Below are 15,259 nucleotides of genomic sequence, written 5' to 3'. Positions count from 1 at the left end.
CTATGAACCATGTGGTGAGCACGCTGGCCGTCGGGCTGTTCGGCGCCCTCCTCGCCGCCGGCGGGGTCGTCCTCTGGCACCACTACCGGCCCGCCGTCGACGGCGAGGAGGACGGCGGGGACGTCGTCGAGTACCTCTCCATGATGATCGCCCTCCTCTACGCGCTGCTGCTCGGACTCGCCCTCGTCTCCGTATGGGAGCTGCGGGGCGACGCCGGGTCGAACACGTCCACCGAGGCGGGCGCGCTGCATCAGATGACGATGCTGGCGGACGGCATGCCCCCGGCGCAGCAGAAGCGGATCGAGATCACGGCCGAGCGGTACGCCGTCCACGTGGTCCAGGACGAGTGGCCGCGCCTGGAGGCGCAGCAGCCGCTGGGGGACGAGGGCTGGGCCCTGCTGCAGCAGCTGCGCGCGGTGTCGGAGGCGCCGCCCGACGCGACCCCGGCGCAGGAGGTGACGGCCCTGGAGATGCTCGGTCAGCTCAGCGTGCTGGACGAGGCGCGCCGGGGCCGGGAGTCGGCCGCCGGGGACTCGCTGTCGCCGCTGCTGTGGGCGGGGCTCGCGGTGGGGGCGGTGCTCTCGTTCTGCATCGTGTTCTTCTACGGGGTGGGCCGCACCTGGAGCCATCTGGTGATGCTGATGGGCATGGTGGGGCTGACAATCTTCCTCGCCGTGCTCATCCACCACCTCGCGACCCCCTTCGGGGAGGTGATGGGCGTGGCGCCGGACCCGTTCACGGAGTACTTCCCCCGGGCGGCCACGGCGGGCGCCTGACCGCTGGGCGGCACCCGGCACACTGGCTTCCGTGACAGCCCCCATGAGCGAGAAGCCCTTCCTGTACGTCGTCGTGTGTGCCGCCGGCATCGCCGGCGACGTCCGCAGGCTGATAGCCGCCGCCCGGCACGGCGGCTGGGACGTCGGTGTCATCGCCACGCCGCACGCCGTGCCCTTCCTCGACGTACCGTCGATCGAGGCGCAGACGGGCTACCCGATCCGGTCGGCCTGGCGCCGCCCCGGGGACCCGCGGCCGCTGCCGCCCGCCGACGCCATGGCCGTCGCCCCGGCGACGTTCAACACGATCAACAAGTGGGCGGCGGGCATCGCCGACACGCTGGCGCTGGGCACCCTGTGCGAGGCGTACGGCGCGGGCGTGCCCACCGCCGTCGTGCCGTGTGTGAGCGCGGAGCTGACCGCCCACCCGGCGTACCGGCAGAGCCTGGAGCGGCTGCGCGGGATGGGCGTGCGGATCGGGGAGGGCAGCGCCGCCGCCGGGGGCTTCCGATGGGAGGAGGCGCTGGAGCTCCTCGCCTGACCGGGTGAGCCGGATGCCCGCCGGGCGGCGGCGCACCGGCTGCGGGTGCCGCCGTTGTGGAGGGACGATGGGTGGCATGGGCGGTGCGGATGGTGGGCTGCGGGCCGAGCGGGAAGCGGTCGACGGCGCGGAGGTGGGACCTTCGCCGGCCGGCGGCCTGCTCGACGTGCTCGGCGTGGCGGCGATCGTCATCGACGCGGACGGGCGCATCGTCCTGTGGTCCCCGCAGGCGGAGCAGCTGGTCGGGTACAGCGCGCACGAGGCGCTGGGCAAGTACGCGGCGCGGCTGCTGGTCGCAGAGGAGCACTTCGAGCTGGTGCTGCGCCTCTTCGAACAGGTGATGACGACGGGCCAGAGCTGGGCGGGCGTCTTCCCCGTACGGCGCAAGGACGGCACCCAGCGGCGGCTGGAGTTCCGCAACATGCGGCTCCTGGACGACCTCGGGGACTTCTACGCCCTCGGGCTCGCCACCGACCGGGAGAAGCTGCGCCAGGTGGAGCGGGACCTGGCGCTGTCGGTGCGGCTGGTGGACCAGTCGCCGATCGGGCTCGCGGTCCTCGGCCCCGACCTGCGGTACGTGGCGGTCAACGCCGCGCTGGAGCGGATCGACGGCCTGAGCTCCGAGGAGCACCTGGGCCGCACGGTCGGCGAGGTGCTGCCGTACCTCGACGCCGACCGCACGGAGGCGGCGATGCGGCGCGTGCTGGAGACAGGCGTACCGCTGCTGGACCGGCAGGTGGTGGGGCGGGCGCCGGCCGACCCGGACCACGACCACGCCTGGTCGGTGTCGATGTACCGGCTGGAGGACGTGGCGGGCCGGGCCATCGGCCTGGCGATCTCGGTGGTCGACGTGACGGACCGGTACCGGGCCACCGCCGAGGCGGAGCGGGCGCGGGACCGGCTGGCCGTGGTCGCGGACGCGTCCGTACGGATCGGCACCACGCTCGACCTGGAGCAGACCGCGCGCGAGCTGGCGGACGTCGCCGTGCCGGAGCTCGCGGACATCGCCGCCGTCGACGTCCTGGACACGGTGCTGGAGGGCCGCCCGAACCGGATGTCGGCCATGGCCGACGAGGACGGCCCGGCGGTCTTCCGGGCGCTGGCGGTCTCGGCGGCGTACCCGACGCCCGCTGTGGAGGCGGCGGACCCGCCGGGCGAGCTGGCACGCTACGGCGCCGACCGGCTCGTCACCCGCTGCGTACGCACCGCCCGCCCGGTCCGCGAGGCGCAGCTGGACGAGCGGACGCTGTCGTGCGTGGCCCGGGACCGCCGGGCGGCGGACCTGCTGGCCGAGGCGGGCGTCCACTCGTACCTGGCGGTGCCGCTGATCGCGCGCGGCGAGGTGCTGGGCGCGCTCGACCTCAAGCGGGCCCGCAACCCGGTGCCGTTCAGCGAGGACGACACGCTGCTCGCGTGCGAGCTGGCCGCCCGCGCGGCGGTGTGCATCGACAACGCCCGCCTGTACCGGCAGCAGCGGGAGACCGCGCTGACGCTCCAGCGCAGCATGCTGCCGGAGACGCCCCGCGACCTCGTCGGCCTGGAGGTCGCCTCCCGCTACCAGCCGGCCGGGGCGCGCAGCGAGGTCGGCGGCGACTGGTTCGACATCATCCCGCTGTCCGACGAGCGCACGGCCCTGGTGGTGGGCGACGTCATGGGCAGCGGCATCAACGCCGCGACCAGCATGGGCCGGCTGCGCACGGCGACGCAGACGCTGGCCCGGCTGGACCTGGAACCGGCCGAGGTGCTGCGGCACCTGGACGAGATCACCGCCGGCATGGAGCCGTCCCTCGCGACCTGCGTGTACGCGGTGTACGACCCGCACCGGGCGGAGTGCCGCCTGTGCACGGCGGGCCACCTCCCGCCGGTGGTGGTGCGCGGTGGGCACACCCCCGTGCTGCTCGACCTGCCCACCGCGCCCCCGCTGGGCGTCGGCGGCATCCCGTTCCGGGAGGTCACGGTGGACCTGGAGCCCGGCGACCGGCTGGTCCTCTACACCGACGGGCTGATCGAGACGCGGGAGCACGACATCGACGTACGCCTGGACGCCCTGCTGGCGCTGCTCGCCACCCTGGGGGACCGGTCGCTGGAGGAGTCCTGCGACCGGCTGCTGCGGGAGCTGCGGCACCCGGGGGACCACGATGACGTGGCGCTGCTGATGGCGTGCCCTTCAGGAGGGCCGACCCGCGGTTCTTCCCTCCGGGACTAGCCTGGAAGACAGGAAGCCCAGCCAGCATCAGGAGCAGTCATGACCTGGAGCATTTCGGGCAACTACCTGGCTGGTTGCTCGTGCGCGATCCTGTGCGGGTGTCCCGTCGACGCCCCGCCGCGCGACGCGGAAGGGCGCGAGCGCTGCGTCGGCTGCGCCGTCTTCCACGTGGCCGACGGGCGTCTGGACGACGTGGACCTGTCCGGGGTGGACTTCGCCTTCTACAACGAATTCCCCTCCCACCTGACCGCCGGCGACTGGAAGGTCGGCGTGGTGGTCGACTCGGGCGCGAGCGACGCGCAGGCCGACGCGCTCGACCGCATCCTGTCCGGCCGGGAAGGGGGCGCCTTCGGCGAGCTCTCGCAGTTCTACGGCGAGTACCTCGGCGTCGAACGGGCGGCCATCTCCCTGTCGGACGGGGACACCCCCCGGCTGGAGGTCGAGGGCAAGACCCGCATCGGCTTCGAGCCGCTGCGGGGGCCCGACGGCACGCCCACGACGATGAAGAACGCGATGTTCGGATTCGCCCCCGAGTTCACCCTGGGCCGCACCACCGGCGAGTCGGACGCCTTCGGGCTGTCCTTCGAGGCGTCGTACGGCGAGATGTCCGACTACACCTTCGCCGGCGAGCCGCCCGAGGGCGCACCCACCGGCCGCGGCTAGCCGCTCCGAGACGACACGGGAGGAGGCCGTCGGACCCCCTCCCGCGTCCCGGGTCACGCCTCGTTCACTGCTTCCACCACGCCCCGGAGGCGTCCCGCAGCGTGTTGGTGCCGCAGTGCACCTCGCCCATGCCGAGGTGGTAGGTGTCCCAGTCGTCGATGTACGACACCTTCAGCCCGGCGCGGGTGTACGCGGCGGTGACGGCGTCCGTGAAGACGTCCTTGCCGCCGATGACCGGGCCCCACTGCTTCGGGGCCAGGTACCGGTCACGCCCGAGGAGCACGCCGTTGACGGCGCCGGGGACGTACGCGCTGGTCATGACGGTCTCCTGGCCGCCGGGGCCCGCGGCGCGCTCGCCCCCGGGCCGCCCCTCGCGGGGGATGCGCTTCTGCTGGCCGTACTCGTCGACCGCGTCGGGCACCTCGCCCGCGCCCAGCCGCTTCAGGCGCGGCACGCGCTCGCCGCGCTCGCCCTCCTCCGTGGCCTCCGCCTCCGTGCCGCGCGTGTAGAGCGCGGGGACGCGGACGACCTCGGCGTCGGTGACGCCGGTCTCGCGCTTGAGCGTCTCCAGGTTCGCCGCGATGCGCCGCGCGGCCATCGTGTTGTCGGCCACCAGCCACTTGGAGGCGAGCGCCTGCTCGATGGTCTCCTTCGGCGCGGGCAGGTCCGGGCTCCCCGGCACCGAGAACATCCGGGTCTTGCCGTGCCCGGCGTCCCGCGCGTCGCGCAGCAGCTTCAGCCCCGCCTCGGGGTCGGCGACGGCGATGGTCCAGCCGCGCGCGGTGCCCGGCGCCGGGAGGAACTGCACGAACTCGTCGACGTGGCCCACGTGCAGCCACGACGTGTCCAGCAACAGCGGATCCTGGAAGCCCTGCGACGTCAACAGCGTGCGCATGGCGACGGCCGGCTTGGAGCCGTCGTCCTTGCGCTCGCCCATGATGATGCGCCCGGCCGGGAAGGAGCGCCCGCCGTGCGCGTACGGCGGAATGGTCTCCAGGTTCCCCATGGAGTTGAGGGTCCACTCCTCCGAGTCGCGGACCCCCGACACCTGGACGACGCCGACGCCGTCGCCCCGCAGCTTCTCGAACAGCTCGCGCCCGGACTCGCGGTCCGGCTGGGCGGAGCGCAGCATCACGCGGATGACCTGGCGCCGCCCGTCGGGCCCGGTCATGCTGACGTATCCCGGCTCGACGAAGTCCTGGGCCCAGATGTCCTGGTACTTGTCGAAGGTGACGAGCGGCTTCGTGATCCCGGCCGCCTTCGCCTCCTTGGCCAGCCCCGCCACGAAGGCCTGCTGGCTGCGCGCGAACGGGTCCCTGCCGGGGACCTTGGTGACCATCACCTGCTGGGCGCTTTGGAGGTGATGGTGGGTGAGCAGCGGCGCCACGCGCAGCGTGATGTCGTCCGAGGTGCTCTTCTTGCCGGCGGTGACGGTGAGGCGCAGGACGGCGCGGCCGCCCCAGCGGGTGTTGTCGCGGATCACGTCGGTGGCCTCGACGCCGAACTCGACACCGGCGCGCAGCTCGGGCGCGGTCAGCCGGGTCGTGGCCGTCACCCGAACCCAGGCGGTGCCGCGCTTGACGAAGACACGGGTGTTCTTGGCGCCGCTGACGACGCTCAGGGTGCCGGTCGCGCCGTTGGGCACCTTCCGCATGGGCGCGGACCGCACGCGCGCGAGGTCGGCGGCGTCGGCGGTGCCGTTCACGACGGTGTCGGCGGCGTCGTTGCAGGCGGCGAGCTTGGCGTCGGACAGCGGCCTGCCGCCGGGCCCGCTGGTCGCGCAGCGCTTGGTGTCGTCGTCGATGTTCGGCAGGACGACCGCGCCCCGGGCGGCGGTCCAGGTGTCCTCCCCGGCGTTGTCGCTCGCCCCGGTGACGTCCACCCGGCCGTCCCGGTTCACGTCCGCCCGCAGGTCGGCCCGGGACGGGGCCTCCGCCGCGAACACCGGCGCGGCGAGGGCGACGGGCGCCAGTACGGCGCCGATGACGGATATGGCGAGGCTCGCGCGTCTCGCGTGGCTCGTACGCACCATGCGTCCTTCCATGGGGGATGGCTTGTCGAGCCGGAAGAGGCCGCGTGGCGTCGGCGCGTTGCCTGAGATCGCCGGGTCTGGCCGGTTCCCGACCGGAGGATGACCAGGGCATGCCCGAGGATCCGCCTCGGGCATGACGACGAATCCGGCGCGCTGGTCTAGGACTTCCCAGGCAGGACCACCCTCATGCCGAAGCCGTACGACGACAGGGCGCCCGCGAGCGCGATGAACAGCATGCTGTAGTGCTCCTGGCCCCGGGCGGTGTCGATGCCGCCGAGGTCGAGCAGCGCCTCCGGGGGCCAGCCCAGGTCGTGCAGCAGCCCGGAGACCGTGTGCTTGGCGTCGGCGTCGTCACCGGAGAGGAAGACCGTGCTCGGCCCCTCCAGCGAGCCGGGCGCGACCATGACTATCGCGTCGACCGTGCACAGCGTCTTGACGACCCTGGCCTCCGGGAAGGTCCGCTGGATCTCCTCGCCGAGGCTCTCCACCGGGTGGGAGAGGGTGTTGTCCTCCCGGAACCCGACCGCCACGTCGAGTACCACCTTGCCCGCGAGGGCCGGGGCCCCGACCGTCTCCAGCAGCGGTACGGACGCCGTGCCCGGTGTCGCGTTGACCACCACGTCGGCGGCCGCGACCGCCCCGGCCGGGTCCATGACCGCGACCTTTCCGTTGATCGCGGTCGCCAGTTCAGCCCGCAGCTCCGTGTCGTCCGCCCGTCGCGAGCCGAACACGATGTCGTGGCCCGCCGCCGCCCACGCGGCGGCAAGTGCCTTGCCGACATGGCCTGTTCCGAGAATTCCGATCTTCATGCCTCGACGCTACGGCGGGCCGGTGTGCCGTGGCGTCGGCCAAAGGCCCCGGTCCCCGTTACCCCATCGGCCCTACGCCGAAGGGTCCGCTGACAGCACCGAGGGCGTACGACTGACCGTGCGCCCCAGCGCGGCGGCCGCCCGCGCGAACTTGGCCGCGTCGACGACGGCAGCGCCGCCCGGGTCGTTGTTGAAGTACACGTACACGTCCTCCGCGTCCGTCCAGGCGTCCGCGATGCGCCGCGCCCACGACGCGAGCGCCTGCCGCCCGTAGCGCGGCGGCGGATCGGCGAGACCGGCGTGGAAGCGTACGTACCCCCAGGGCGCCGTCCGCCACAGCGGCGTCACGGGCCTGGACCACCGGTCCGCCCAGCACAGCGCGGCGCCGTACCGCTCCAGTACCGCCCGCAGTGCGGGCTCGTCCCGCCACCACGACACGTGCCGCAGCTCGACGGCCACCCGTACGCCGCCGGGGAAGCAGCGCAGGCAGGCGTCGAGCGCCTCGACGTCGGCCTGGAAGTTCGGCGGCAGCTGCACCAGCACGGGCCCCATCCGCTCCCCGAGCCCCGCCGCCCGCCCCATGAGCCGCGCCACCGGCTCCTCGGGCTCCCGCAGCCGCTTGATGTGGGTCAGGTACCGGCTGGCCTTGACCGCCATGACGAAGCCCTCCGGCGTCCGCTCCCGCCAGGAGCCGAAGACCTCCGTGCTGGGCAGCCGGTAGAAGGCGTTGTTGTTCTCCACGGTGGCGAAGTGGCGCGCGTACTCCTCCAGCCACAGCCGCTGCGGCAGCTTGTCGGGGTAGAGGACGCCGCGCCAGTCCTTGTACTGCCACCCCGAGGTTCCGACGAGCAGGGCCATGCCCCCATCCCTGCCCGCCCGGCCCCGTTCCCTATCGGGTCCCTATCGCCCGCACTCCACCCAGAGCAGCTTCCCGGGCCTCCCGTGCAGCCCGCCCTGCAACTCGTAGGCGCCCCAGTTGTCGGCGCAGCTCTGCACGAGGTGCAGCCCGCGCCCGCGCTCGTCGTCCTCACGGGGGCTGGGCGCGATCCCTCTGAAGGGCGCCGGGATGTGCGGATTGGCGTCCCACACGCTGAGCCTCAGCCGTACGGGCTCCTCGAGCGCGCGCAGGCGCAGGGTGTAGGGCTCGGCGGAGTACCGGTGCGCGTTCGTCACGAGCTCGCTCGCGAGGAGCTCGGCGGTGTCGAGGAGCCCGGCCATGCCGTGCGCGGCGAGGACGGTACGCAGGGTGTGACGGGCCACGCGCGGGGCGCGGGGATCGTGCGGGAGGTGGAGGGTGTAGGCCCAGGACGGCGATACGGTTGCCATGGAAGTCTCCGATCACGGAGGTGAGTTGGTTGGTGCCTGGTGGCTCCTGTGAGGAGGCTAGGCTCTGTGCAAGTTGTATTTGCACAGAGCGCACTAAGTACTTTGAACAACCGCTCGTGTGAGTGAGCGTACGAACTGGGATTCCGGGAGGGGGCGGTGCATGGCCCGCCGGTCCGCACCTACCGCACGGCGCACCCGTGTCGCCACCGAGCTGCGCAAACTACGCGAACGCGCCGGTCTGACGGCCACCGAGGCGGCACGCCTGCTCGGCACCAGCCAGGGGCAGCTCAGCAATGTGGAGACGGCCCGCTTCGGCGTCAGCGGCGACCGCATCCGCGCCATGGCCCAGGCGTACTCCTGTTGCAACCACGCCTTCGTCGAGGCACTCGTGGGCATGAGCGAGGACAGGCGCAAGGGCTGGTGGGAGGAGTACCGGAGCATCCTGCCCACCGACCTCATCGACCTCGCCGAGCTGGAGCACCACGCGCACGGGCTGCGCGGCGCGATCACCGCACACGTTCCTGGGCTGCTCCAGACCATCGACCACGCCCGGGAGATCTTCCGGCAGGCCGTGCCGGAGATGCCGCCTCCGGAGATCGAGCACCGCGTCTCGTTCCGGATCAAGCGCCAAGCCGTCCTGTACGGACCAGCGCCGCATCCGTACCAGGCACTCATCCATGAGGCCGCGCTGCGTATCGAGGTCGGTGGACCCGCTGTGGCTCGCGCCCAGTTGCAGCACCTGCTGGACATGAGCGAGCGGGACCACATCACTATCCAGGTCGTCCCGTTCAAGGCCGGTGCGGTGCCTGGCTCCGGCCAGTCGATCTACTACGCGTACGGGCCGGTCCCGCAGCTGGACACCGTTCACCTCGACCAGTCGCACGGGCTTGCCTTCCTCGATGCCGAGGCTCAACTGGAGAAGTACCGGGCCCTGTTCGACCGCATTGAAGCGGTCGCCCTTTCGGCGGCCGACAGCCGCGACCTCATCCACAGCATCAGCCGCAGCCTGTGAAGGGAAAGCGCATGACCGCGACCGCCTGGCAGAAGTCCTCCTACTGCGCCCAGGGCGACTCGTGCGTCCACGTGACCGCGACAACGGACGGCCTCGTCAAGATCAGGGAAAGCGCGGACCCGAGCGGGTCCATAGTCACCACCACGGCGGGCGACTTCCGCGAGCTCCTCCGAGCCCTGAGGGTTGGTAGCGACTCCGCACCGGGGTTCGAGCTGTCGTACGGCCCCGGGGACCAGGTCCGTCTGCGTGCGGCGGGCGACGGGGACGCGGTCGTGACGACGAGCCGGGCGCGGTGGGACGCCTTCGTGAAGGGCGCGGTGGCGGGCGAGTTCGACCACTTCGCGGAGGAGCGGGCTTCCGGGGCGCGGGCGTCCGCGTGAGGTGAGGGCGCGGGGCCGCCCTGAGACGGGCCCGGGTCGGATAACCGGTGGCCGGGTCGGCCACCGGTGGGCAAGATCGCCGCATGCATGTCTTCTCGCACCTGACGCAGCAGGGGACCATCGCCATACAGCGCATGGACGGATCAGCCGCAGCGCGGGCCGAGGGCGCGTTCAGGCTGATCTATGCCGAGGCGTTCGCCGAGCCTCCCTACAACGAGACCGAGGACGACGTCGCCGCCGCGTTCCAGCGCTTCCCCTCCCAGGCCGGGCGGGACGGCTTCCTCGCTGCCTTGGCCCGTACCGAGGACGGCGAGCCGGTCGGCATGGCGTACGGCTTCCCGCTCGCGCCCGACACGGGCTGGTGGGACGAACTGACCGAGCCCGTGCCCGACGACATGCGACGGGAGGACGGGCGCCGCACCTTCGGGCTGATGGAGCTCGCCGTGCGCGGTCCGTGGCGCGGGCAGGGCGTCGCGCGGCGTCTGCACGAGACGCTGCTCGACGGCGTGGAGGCCGAGCGGGTGCTGCTGAACGTCCACCCGGGCAGCGAGGCGGCTTCGGCTGCCTACCGGGCGTGGGGATACCGCAAGGTCGGCGAGGCGCGGCCGTGGGGGACGGGCGCGGACCTCCATGACGTGATGCTGCTCGACCTGCGCTGAAGCAGTGCCCTGCGCGGGCCGTGCGCCGGAACGCGACGAGCCGGGTCAGTCCGAGAAGGGAACGGCATCAGCGGCGGAGGTGTGCCAGTTGGTGACGATCGGCTGGTCGACGACGAACGAGCCGACGTTCAGGGACACCGGGTGCGGGTCGTCGTTGGAGACGGAGACGATGAGGCTGGTCAGCTCCTTGCCGCCATCCTCCTTGGTGGTCTTCGGGTTCACACCGGCGTAGGCGGCGACCCCCTTGCGCAGCGTGATCTCCTGACCCACGGACTGCTCCGCGGGCTTGGCGGCCGTTCCGTCCGATCCGAAGGCCACGACCGGCAGCGCGGCGGGCAGGACGCAGGTGATGCCGGGCTTGGCCGTCGCCTTGATCAGGAAGTAGCCGCCTGCCTGGGACTGGGAGCTCACGCTCCAGGAGATGTCGTTGGTGCCGCAGCTCTGCCCGTAGCCGCTCTTGTCCGCGGCCGTGTCGCCGCCGGTCGTACCGGAGCCGGCCGTTGAGCCGCTTCCCGCCGTCCCGCCCCCGGAAGGCTTCGAAGCGCCGGAGCCGCTGCTTCCGCCGGCCTTGTTCCCACTCTCGCCGCCGCTGGACGCCGTCGGGCTGGCCTGGCCGGACGGCTTCGACGAGCCTCGCGCCGACGACGTGTCACCGCCCTCGCACGCTGTCATCAACAGGCCCGCACTGAGTGCGGCGGTGGCGGCAAGAGTGGTGCGCAGACGGCGATTCATCGCGGATGTTCCTTCCGGGGCGACAGTTGCGAGGGCGCCAGGTGCTCGGTACGGCGCGTTGACGATCGGGAAGACGTGCCACTCCCGACCGGCGGTTCATGCCGTCTCACGCCCAGGACGGTCCCGTCACGCGCTTGTGACACAGCTCCGCGGACCCCGGCCGTGGCGGCCCGGTCAATGCTCCGTACGGGAGTCGCGTTGGACACCGCGGAAGGGTCTACGCGCGTCGCTTTTCGCGTCGCCCTAGGGGAAAACACCAGTCGCAACGGCCGCAGTTGGAGCAATGGCTACAACCGTTGAGTAGGGGGCGCAATACCTCCCGACCCGGGGGAGAATTCCGGCCGCACCGTCCAAAAAAGCAAGAGGAAACATCTGTGCGACCAAGATTCTTCGGCGCGACCGCCTCCGTGGCCGCACTCGGACTGCTGGGCTCCCTCGTCACCGGCTGCGGCTCGTCCGGGGGTGGCGACGGTAAGACGACGCTGCGCCTGGTGGCCGCCGAGTACGGCACCAGCCCGTCGACCAGTTCCAAGGCGTACTGGGACAAGCTGACCACCGCCTTCACCGCCGCGCACCCCGGCAAGAAGGTCGAGGTGACGCTCTACCCGTGGGCCGACGTCGACCGCGAGGTCACCCGCATGGTCAAGGAGGGCAACGCCCCGGACGTGGCCCTGATGGGCGCGTACTCCGACTTCGCCGCGCAGGGCCGCCTCTACGCCGCCAGTGAGCTGCTGCCGATCAGGACGGAGGCGAACTTCCTGCCGCCGCTCGCGGAGGCGGGTTCGGTCAACCACACCCTCTACGGCCTGCCCTTCGTGGCCAGCAGCCGACTGCTCTTCTACAACGAGGAGCTGTTCGACAAGGCCGGGGCGAAGCCGCCGAAGACGTGGTCGGATCTGGAGGAGGCGGCCCGGGCGCTGAAGAGCGAGGGCGTGCGCTTCCCGTACGCGCTGCCGCTCGGCCCCGAGGAGGCGCACGCCGAGGCCCTGATCTGGGAGCTGAGCAACGGCGGGGGGTACGCCGACGACGGCGGTGGCTACAGCATCGCGTCCGAGGAGAACACGCAGACGTTCCGCTGGATCAAGGACAAGCTGGTCGCGCCCGGCCTGACCGGCCCGGTCCCGCCGGCCGAGCTCAACCGGCAGGACGCCTTCGCCGCCTTCCTGCGCGGTGAGGTCGGCATGCTCAACGGCTACCCCTCGCTCCTCCACGAGGCGAGGGCGAAGGGCATCAAGGTCGGCACCCTGAACATGCCGGTGTCGGACACCCTGGGCGAAGGGCGGGTTCCGCCGTCGGTCGGCGTCGCCGACTGGATGATGGCGTTCAAGCACGAGGACAATCGCGAACTGGCGGGCGACTTCCTGGAGTTCGTCTACGAGGACAAGAACCTCAACGAGTTCGCCGGGCGCTACCACCTGCTGCCCTCGACGGTGTCCGCGACGCAGACCAACAAGGACGCGGCGGCGGACCCGAGCGGCGAGCAGTTCCTGACCGCGCTGCGCGGTGCCCGGCTCTACCCGGTCAACGAACCGTCCTGGCTGCAGGTCAGCAACATCATCAAGCGGAACATCGGCAAGGCCGTCGCGCCGTCCGCCGACCCGAAGGCCGTGCTGGAGGACATCGCCCAGCAGGCCCGGGAGGCGGCGAAGCAGAAGTAAAGGGGTGTACGGCGTCGACCGACGCCCGGCCGCCCGTCGCCCGCGGAGCGCTCACAAGGCGCGCGGGGCGACGGCCGTCCCCGCCCCGTACCCGGGGCCGGGGCGTCTCGCTAGCGGGCCACGAACTGCGTCAGGATGGCCTGGACCTCGTAGATGTCGACGCCCTTGGTGAAGGTCTTCTGGATCGGGGTCGGGCTGCCCGAGACCCAGAGCTTGAGTTCCGCGTCGAGGTCGAAGGTGCCGGCGGTCTCGACGGCGAAGTGGGTGATGCTCCGGTACGGGATCGAGTGGTACTCCACCTTCTTGCCCGTGATGCCCTGCTTGTCGACGAGGATGAGGCGCCGGTCCGTGAAGAGGATCGTGTCGCGGATCAGCAGGAACGCGGCGTGCACCTGCTCGCCGTTGCCGAGGAGGCGGGCGTAGTCCTGCTGCGCCGTCGTCGGGTCGATGGTGTGGGCGTTTCCGAACAGCGCCATGACAGGCCCCCCAGATGGTGATGTCGCGTGATCGTCGCACTGTATACCCGGCGCGCGGCTCACAGCAGGGGGCCGAGCACGGAGATGAGGGGCGGTACGACGAGCCGGACTCCTCGCGAAGTAGTTGCAGAGTGGGACTGGATAGTCCTAGGTTGCAACCATGTCCGGTTCTTCCGACGGCGCTTCCGCGGAAGCGTTCTCCGAGGCCCTCGTCGACTTCGTACGGGCCTTCGGCCTGCTCGACCCCGATCGCACGCCGTGCGGCGCGCCCATGCCGACCGCCGAGGCGTACGCGCTCACCGTGCTGCGCCAAGGGCGCCTTCCGCAGCGCGTGTTGGGGGAGCGGCTGAGTCTGACGAAGTCCACCACCAGCCGGCTGGTGGACCAGCTCGTGGCGCGCGGGTGGGCCGACCGGGCGCCGGATCCCGGGGACGGGCGGGCGCAGCTCGTCGGGCTGACCGAGGAGGGCGTACGGGTCGCCGCCGACGTGGCGCGGCGGCGCGCCGACCGGCTGGGCCGGCTGCTCGACCGGGTGCCCAAGGCGCGGCGGCCCGGCGTGATCCGAGCGCTGCGCCTGTTGGAGGAGGCCTCCCGTGAGGAGCGGTAGTGGCGGCGTGCGCCCGAGGGTGCTCGTCATCGGGGGGTACGGCGCCGTCGGGGCGGCCGCGACGTCCGCGCTCGCGCGGTGGTTTCCGGGGCGCGTGGTCCCCGCCGGCCGCGACGAGGCCCGCGCCCGGCGGCTCGGCGGGGTACGGGTCGATGTGGCCGCGCCGCCCGAGGTGTTCGTACGGGAGACGCTGGAACCGCTCGGCGACATCGGCGCGGTGGTGTTCTGCGTCGAGCCCCCGGACGCCGGTATCGCCCGCGCCTGCCTGGAGCGGGGCGTCCACGTCGTCGACGTCGGCGCGAGCCTCCGCCTGCTCGACGCGGTGGCCGCGCTGGACGCCCCGGCGCGGGAGGCCGGCGCCACCGGGGTGCTCAGCGTGGGCGTCGCGCCCGGGCTGACGAACCTGCTGGCCCGCCGCGCCCACGAGGCCGTCGGCGGCGCCGAGCGCCTGGACCTCACGCTGCTCTTCGGCTCCGGCGAACGCCACGGCGTCGACGCCCTGCGCTGGACGCTGGCGAACCTCGCCGAACCGGAACCCCCCGGCGCGCGGCCGCTGCGCGTCACGCTGCCCGGCTACGGAGCCGCCCGCACCGCGCACCCGTTCCCCTTCTCGGACCAGTTCACGCTGGTCCGCACCCTCGGCGTCCCGTCGGTCACCACCCGCCTGTGCCTGGACTCGCATGCGCTCACCGCCGCGCTGTTCGCCCTGCGCCGTACGGGGGCGGTACGGGCGGTGGCGCGCCGCCCCGGCGCGCCGCGCGCGATGGCCGCCGCCCTGCACCGCGTACGCCTCGGCGGCGGGGACGGCTTCGCGGTACGCGTCGACGCGCGCGGGCACGGGCCGCACGCGCGGCGGGTGGCGTACGCCCTCACCGGGCGGGAGCAGAGCCGCGTCACCGGGCTCGTGGCCGCCCATGTCGCGCGCGAGCTGCTCACCGGCGGGCCGTCGGCGCCCGGGGTGCACCACATCGAGCAGCTGCCCGCCTTCGCCGGGATTGTGGAAGCCGTGGCCGCCGATGCCGGTGATCTTGGGGTGAAACTTCACGAGCTGCGATGATCATGACGATTTGATTGCGGTGGCGGCGATCCGCGTACTTTGCGTCGCCGCAGGTCGTTGCCGGGGGTGTGAGCGGTTTCGAGATGCGGGAGGGCGGCGGCGTGCCCGGCGCCCTCGCCCACGCGCTCCTGCGGGCGTGCGAGCGGTACACGCGGAGGCTTCCCAGGCTCCCCAAGCTCCCCGGGCTGCCGTTGCGGCTGTCGTACCGGCCGTCATTCCGGGTGTCGGTCCCCGCCGCCTGGCGCACGGTGATGCTCGTGCTGGCCGTCGTCACCATCCTGTGGGGAGCGCTGATGGCCGTCGCGGCCGGGTGAAGCCCGATTGTGGG

At 72.4% G+C, this 15,259-nt stretch carries 17 protein-coding genes; 11 read left to right on the top strand and 6 right to left on the bottom strand.

Features of this window, described 5'->3' with window-relative positions; translation table 11 throughout:
- The first annotated feature begins 2 nt into the window (after positions 1–2).
- The 4 genes from ABZX67_RS24600 (at position 3) to ABZX67_RS24585 (ending at position 4,183) form a co-directional block, all read left to right on the top strand.
- Positions 3–776, top strand: a complete 774-nt coding sequence (locus ABZX67_RS24600; RefSeq protein ID WP_355363668.1) for a hypothetical protein — start codon at positions 3–5, stop codon at positions 774–776.
- A 43-nt stretch (positions 777–819) separates the two neighbouring features.
- Positions 820–1,314, top strand: a complete 495-nt coding sequence (locus ABZX67_RS24595) for a flavoprotein (RefSeq protein WP_355363761.1) — start codon at positions 820–822, stop codon at positions 1,312–1,314.
- Between the two features lie 76 nt (positions 1,315–1,390).
- Positions 1,391–3,520, top strand: coding sequence for a SpoIIE family protein phosphatase (locus ABZX67_RS24590; RefSeq protein WP_355363666.1), 2,130 nt, complete (start codon positions 1,391–1,393; stop codon positions 3,518–3,520).
- Between the two features lie 39 nt (positions 3,521–3,559).
- Positions 3,560–4,183, top strand: coding sequence for a DUF1326 domain-containing protein (locus tag ABZX67_RS24585; protein ID WP_355363664.1), 624 nt, complete (start codon positions 3,560–3,562; stop codon positions 4,181–4,183).
- A gap of 64 nt (positions 4,184–4,247) precedes the next feature.
- On the opposite strand, the gene ABZX67_RS24580 is transcribed toward ABZX67_RS24585, so the two are convergent.
- The 4 genes from ABZX67_RS24580 to ABZX67_RS24565 all read right to left on the bottom strand — a co-directional run bounded on the left by ABZX67_RS24580 (position 4,248) and on the right by ABZX67_RS24565 (position 8,350).
- Positions 4,248–6,215, bottom strand: coding sequence for a protein-arginine deiminase domain-containing protein (locus tag ABZX67_RS24580; protein WP_355363662.1), 1,968 nt, complete (start codon positions 6,213–6,215; stop codon positions 4,248–4,250).
- Between the two features lie 158 nt (positions 6,216–6,373).
- Positions 6,374–7,024, bottom strand: coding sequence for an NAD(P)-binding domain-containing protein (locus ABZX67_RS24575; protein WP_355363660.1), 651 nt, complete (start codon positions 7,022–7,024; stop codon positions 6,374–6,376).
- A gap of 72 nt (positions 7,025–7,096) precedes the next feature.
- Positions 7,097–7,882 (bottom strand): DUF72 domain-containing protein, encoded by a 786-nt coding sequence (locus ABZX67_RS24570; RefSeq protein ID WP_355363658.1) that lies wholly within the window; start codon positions 7,880–7,882, stop codon positions 7,097–7,099.
- Positions 7,883–7,924: 42 nt separating this feature from the next.
- On the bottom strand, positions 7,925–8,350 hold the full coding sequence (locus ABZX67_RS24565; RefSeq protein WP_355363656.1) for an ATP-binding protein: 426 nt from the start codon (positions 8,348–8,350) through the stop codon (positions 7,925–7,927).
- Positions 8,351–8,510: 160 nt separating this feature from the next.
- Between ABZX67_RS24565 and ABZX67_RS24560 the strand changes: the two genes are divergently transcribed.
- The 3 genes from ABZX67_RS24560 (at position 8,511) to ABZX67_RS24550 (ending at position 10,401) form a co-directional block, all read left to right on the top strand.
- Complete coding sequence (locus ABZX67_RS24560; RefSeq protein ID WP_355363654.1) at positions 8,511–9,362, top strand: helix-turn-helix transcriptional regulator; 852 nt, start codon at positions 8,511–8,513, stop codon at positions 9,360–9,362.
- Between the two features lie 11 nt (positions 9,363–9,373).
- Entirely contained in the window at positions 9,374–9,742 is a 369-nt protein-coding gene (locus tag ABZX67_RS24555) for a DUF397 domain-containing protein (protein WP_355363653.1), read from the top strand.
- Between the two features lie 83 nt (positions 9,743–9,825).
- Positions 9,826–10,401 (top strand): GNAT family N-acetyltransferase, encoded by a 576-nt coding sequence (locus ABZX67_RS24550; protein WP_355363651.1) that lies wholly within the window; start codon positions 9,826–9,828, stop codon positions 10,399–10,401.
- 45 nt (positions 10,402–10,446) lie between these two features.
- Here the strand turns inward: ABZX67_RS24550 and ABZX67_RS24545 are convergent, their stop codons facing one another.
- On the bottom strand, positions 10,447–11,133 hold the full coding sequence (locus tag ABZX67_RS24545; protein WP_355363649.1) for a DUF4232 domain-containing protein: 687 nt from the start codon (positions 11,131–11,133) through the stop codon (positions 10,447–10,449).
- A gap of 374 nt (positions 11,134–11,507) precedes the next feature.
- Between ABZX67_RS24545 and ABZX67_RS24540 the strand changes: the two genes are divergently transcribed.
- On the top strand, positions 11,508–12,791 hold the full coding sequence (locus ABZX67_RS24540; RefSeq protein ID WP_355363647.1) for an extracellular solute-binding protein: 1,284 nt from the start codon (positions 11,508–11,510) through the stop codon (positions 12,789–12,791).
- 110 nt (positions 12,792–12,901) lie between these two features.
- Here ABZX67_RS24540 and ABZX67_RS24535 read toward each other — a convergent pair whose 3' ends face one another.
- On the bottom strand, positions 12,902–13,267 hold the full coding sequence (locus ABZX67_RS24535; protein WP_355363645.1) for a PH domain-containing protein: 366 nt from the start codon (positions 13,265–13,267) through the stop codon (positions 12,902–12,904).
- Positions 13,268–13,427: 160 nt separating this feature from the next.
- Between ABZX67_RS24535 and ABZX67_RS24530 the strand changes: the two genes are divergently transcribed.
- The 3 genes from ABZX67_RS24530 to ABZX67_RS24520 all read left to right on the top strand — a co-directional run bounded on the left by ABZX67_RS24530 (position 13,428) and on the right by ABZX67_RS24520 (position 15,245).
- Positions 13,428–13,874: a MarR family transcriptional regulator gene (locus tag ABZX67_RS24530; protein ID WP_355363643.1), complete on the top strand. Its 447-nt coding sequence runs from the start codon at positions 13,428–13,430 to the stop codon at positions 13,872–13,874.
- Positions 13,861–14,931, top strand: coding sequence for a saccharopine dehydrogenase NADP-binding domain-containing protein (locus tag ABZX67_RS24525; RefSeq protein ID WP_355363641.1), 1,071 nt, complete (start codon positions 13,861–13,863; stop codon positions 14,929–14,931). Before ABZX67_RS24530 ends, ABZX67_RS24525 begins: the two co-directional genes overlap by 14 nt.
- A 68-nt stretch (positions 14,932–14,999) precedes the next feature.
- On the top strand, positions 15,000–15,245 hold the full coding sequence (locus ABZX67_RS24520) for a hypothetical protein (protein WP_355363639.1): 246 nt from the start codon (positions 15,000–15,002) through the stop codon (positions 15,243–15,245).
- The last annotated feature ends 14 nt before the right edge of the window (positions 15,246–15,259 follow it).

The sequence above is a fragment of the Streptomyces sp. NPDC003036 genome, assembly GCF_040611175.1.
Lineage (GTDB): Bacteria > Actinomycetota > Actinomycetes > Streptomycetales > Streptomycetaceae > Streptomyces.
Note: the sequence above shows the minus strand (reverse complement) of the source record. Positions and strands in the feature narration are given on the sequence as shown.

Coding starts and splice junctions, on each gene's coding strand:
- ABZX67_RS24530 (WP_355363643.1), top strand. CDS start 13,428: ATGTCCGGTTCTTCCGACGGCGCTTCCGCGGAAGCGTTCTCCGAGGCC.
- ABZX67_RS24555 (WP_355363653.1), top strand. CDS start 9,374: ATGACCGCGACCGCCTGGCAGAAGTCCTCCTACTGCGCCCAGGGCGAC.
- ABZX67_RS24580 (WP_355363662.1), bottom strand. CDS start 6,215: ATGGTGCGTACGAGCCACGCGAGACGCGCGAGCCTCGCCATATCCGTC.
- ABZX67_RS24590 (WP_355363666.1), top strand. CDS start 1,391: ATGGGCGGTGCGGATGGTGGGCTGCGGGCCGAGCGGGAAGCGGTCGAC.
- ABZX67_RS24545 (WP_355363649.1), bottom strand. CDS start 11,133: ATGAATCGCCGTCTGCGCACCACTCTTGCCGCCACCGCCGCACTCAGT.
- ABZX67_RS24600 (WP_355363668.1), top strand. CDS start 3: ATGAACCATGTGGTGAGCACGCTGGCCGTCGGGCTGTTCGGCGCCCTC.
- ABZX67_RS24535 (WP_355363645.1), bottom strand. CDS start 13,267: ATGGCGCTGTTCGGAAACGCCCACACCATCGACCCGACGACGGCGCAG.
- ABZX67_RS24575 (WP_355363660.1), bottom strand. CDS start 7,024: ATGAAGATCGGAATTCTCGGAACAGGCCATGTCGGCAAGGCACTTGCC.
- ABZX67_RS24560 (WP_355363654.1), top strand. CDS start 8,511: ATGGCCCGCCGGTCCGCACCTACCGCACGGCGCACCCGTGTCGCCACC.
- ABZX67_RS24585 (WP_355363664.1), top strand. CDS start 3,560: ATGACCTGGAGCATTTCGGGCAACTACCTGGCTGGTTGCTCGTGCGCG.
- ABZX67_RS24595 (WP_355363761.1), top strand. CDS start 820: ATGAGCGAGAAGCCCTTCCTGTACGTCGTCGTGTGTGCCGCCGGCATC.
- ABZX67_RS24550 (WP_355363651.1), top strand. CDS start 9,826: ATGCATGTCTTCTCGCACCTGACGCAGCAGGGGACCATCGCCATACAG.
- ABZX67_RS24565 (WP_355363656.1), bottom strand. CDS start 8,350: ATGGCAACCGTATCGCCGTCCTGGGCCTACACCCTCCACCTCCCGCAC.
- ABZX67_RS24570 (WP_355363658.1), bottom strand. CDS start 7,882: ATGGCCCTGCTCGTCGGAACCTCGGGGTGGCAGTACAAGGACTGGCGC.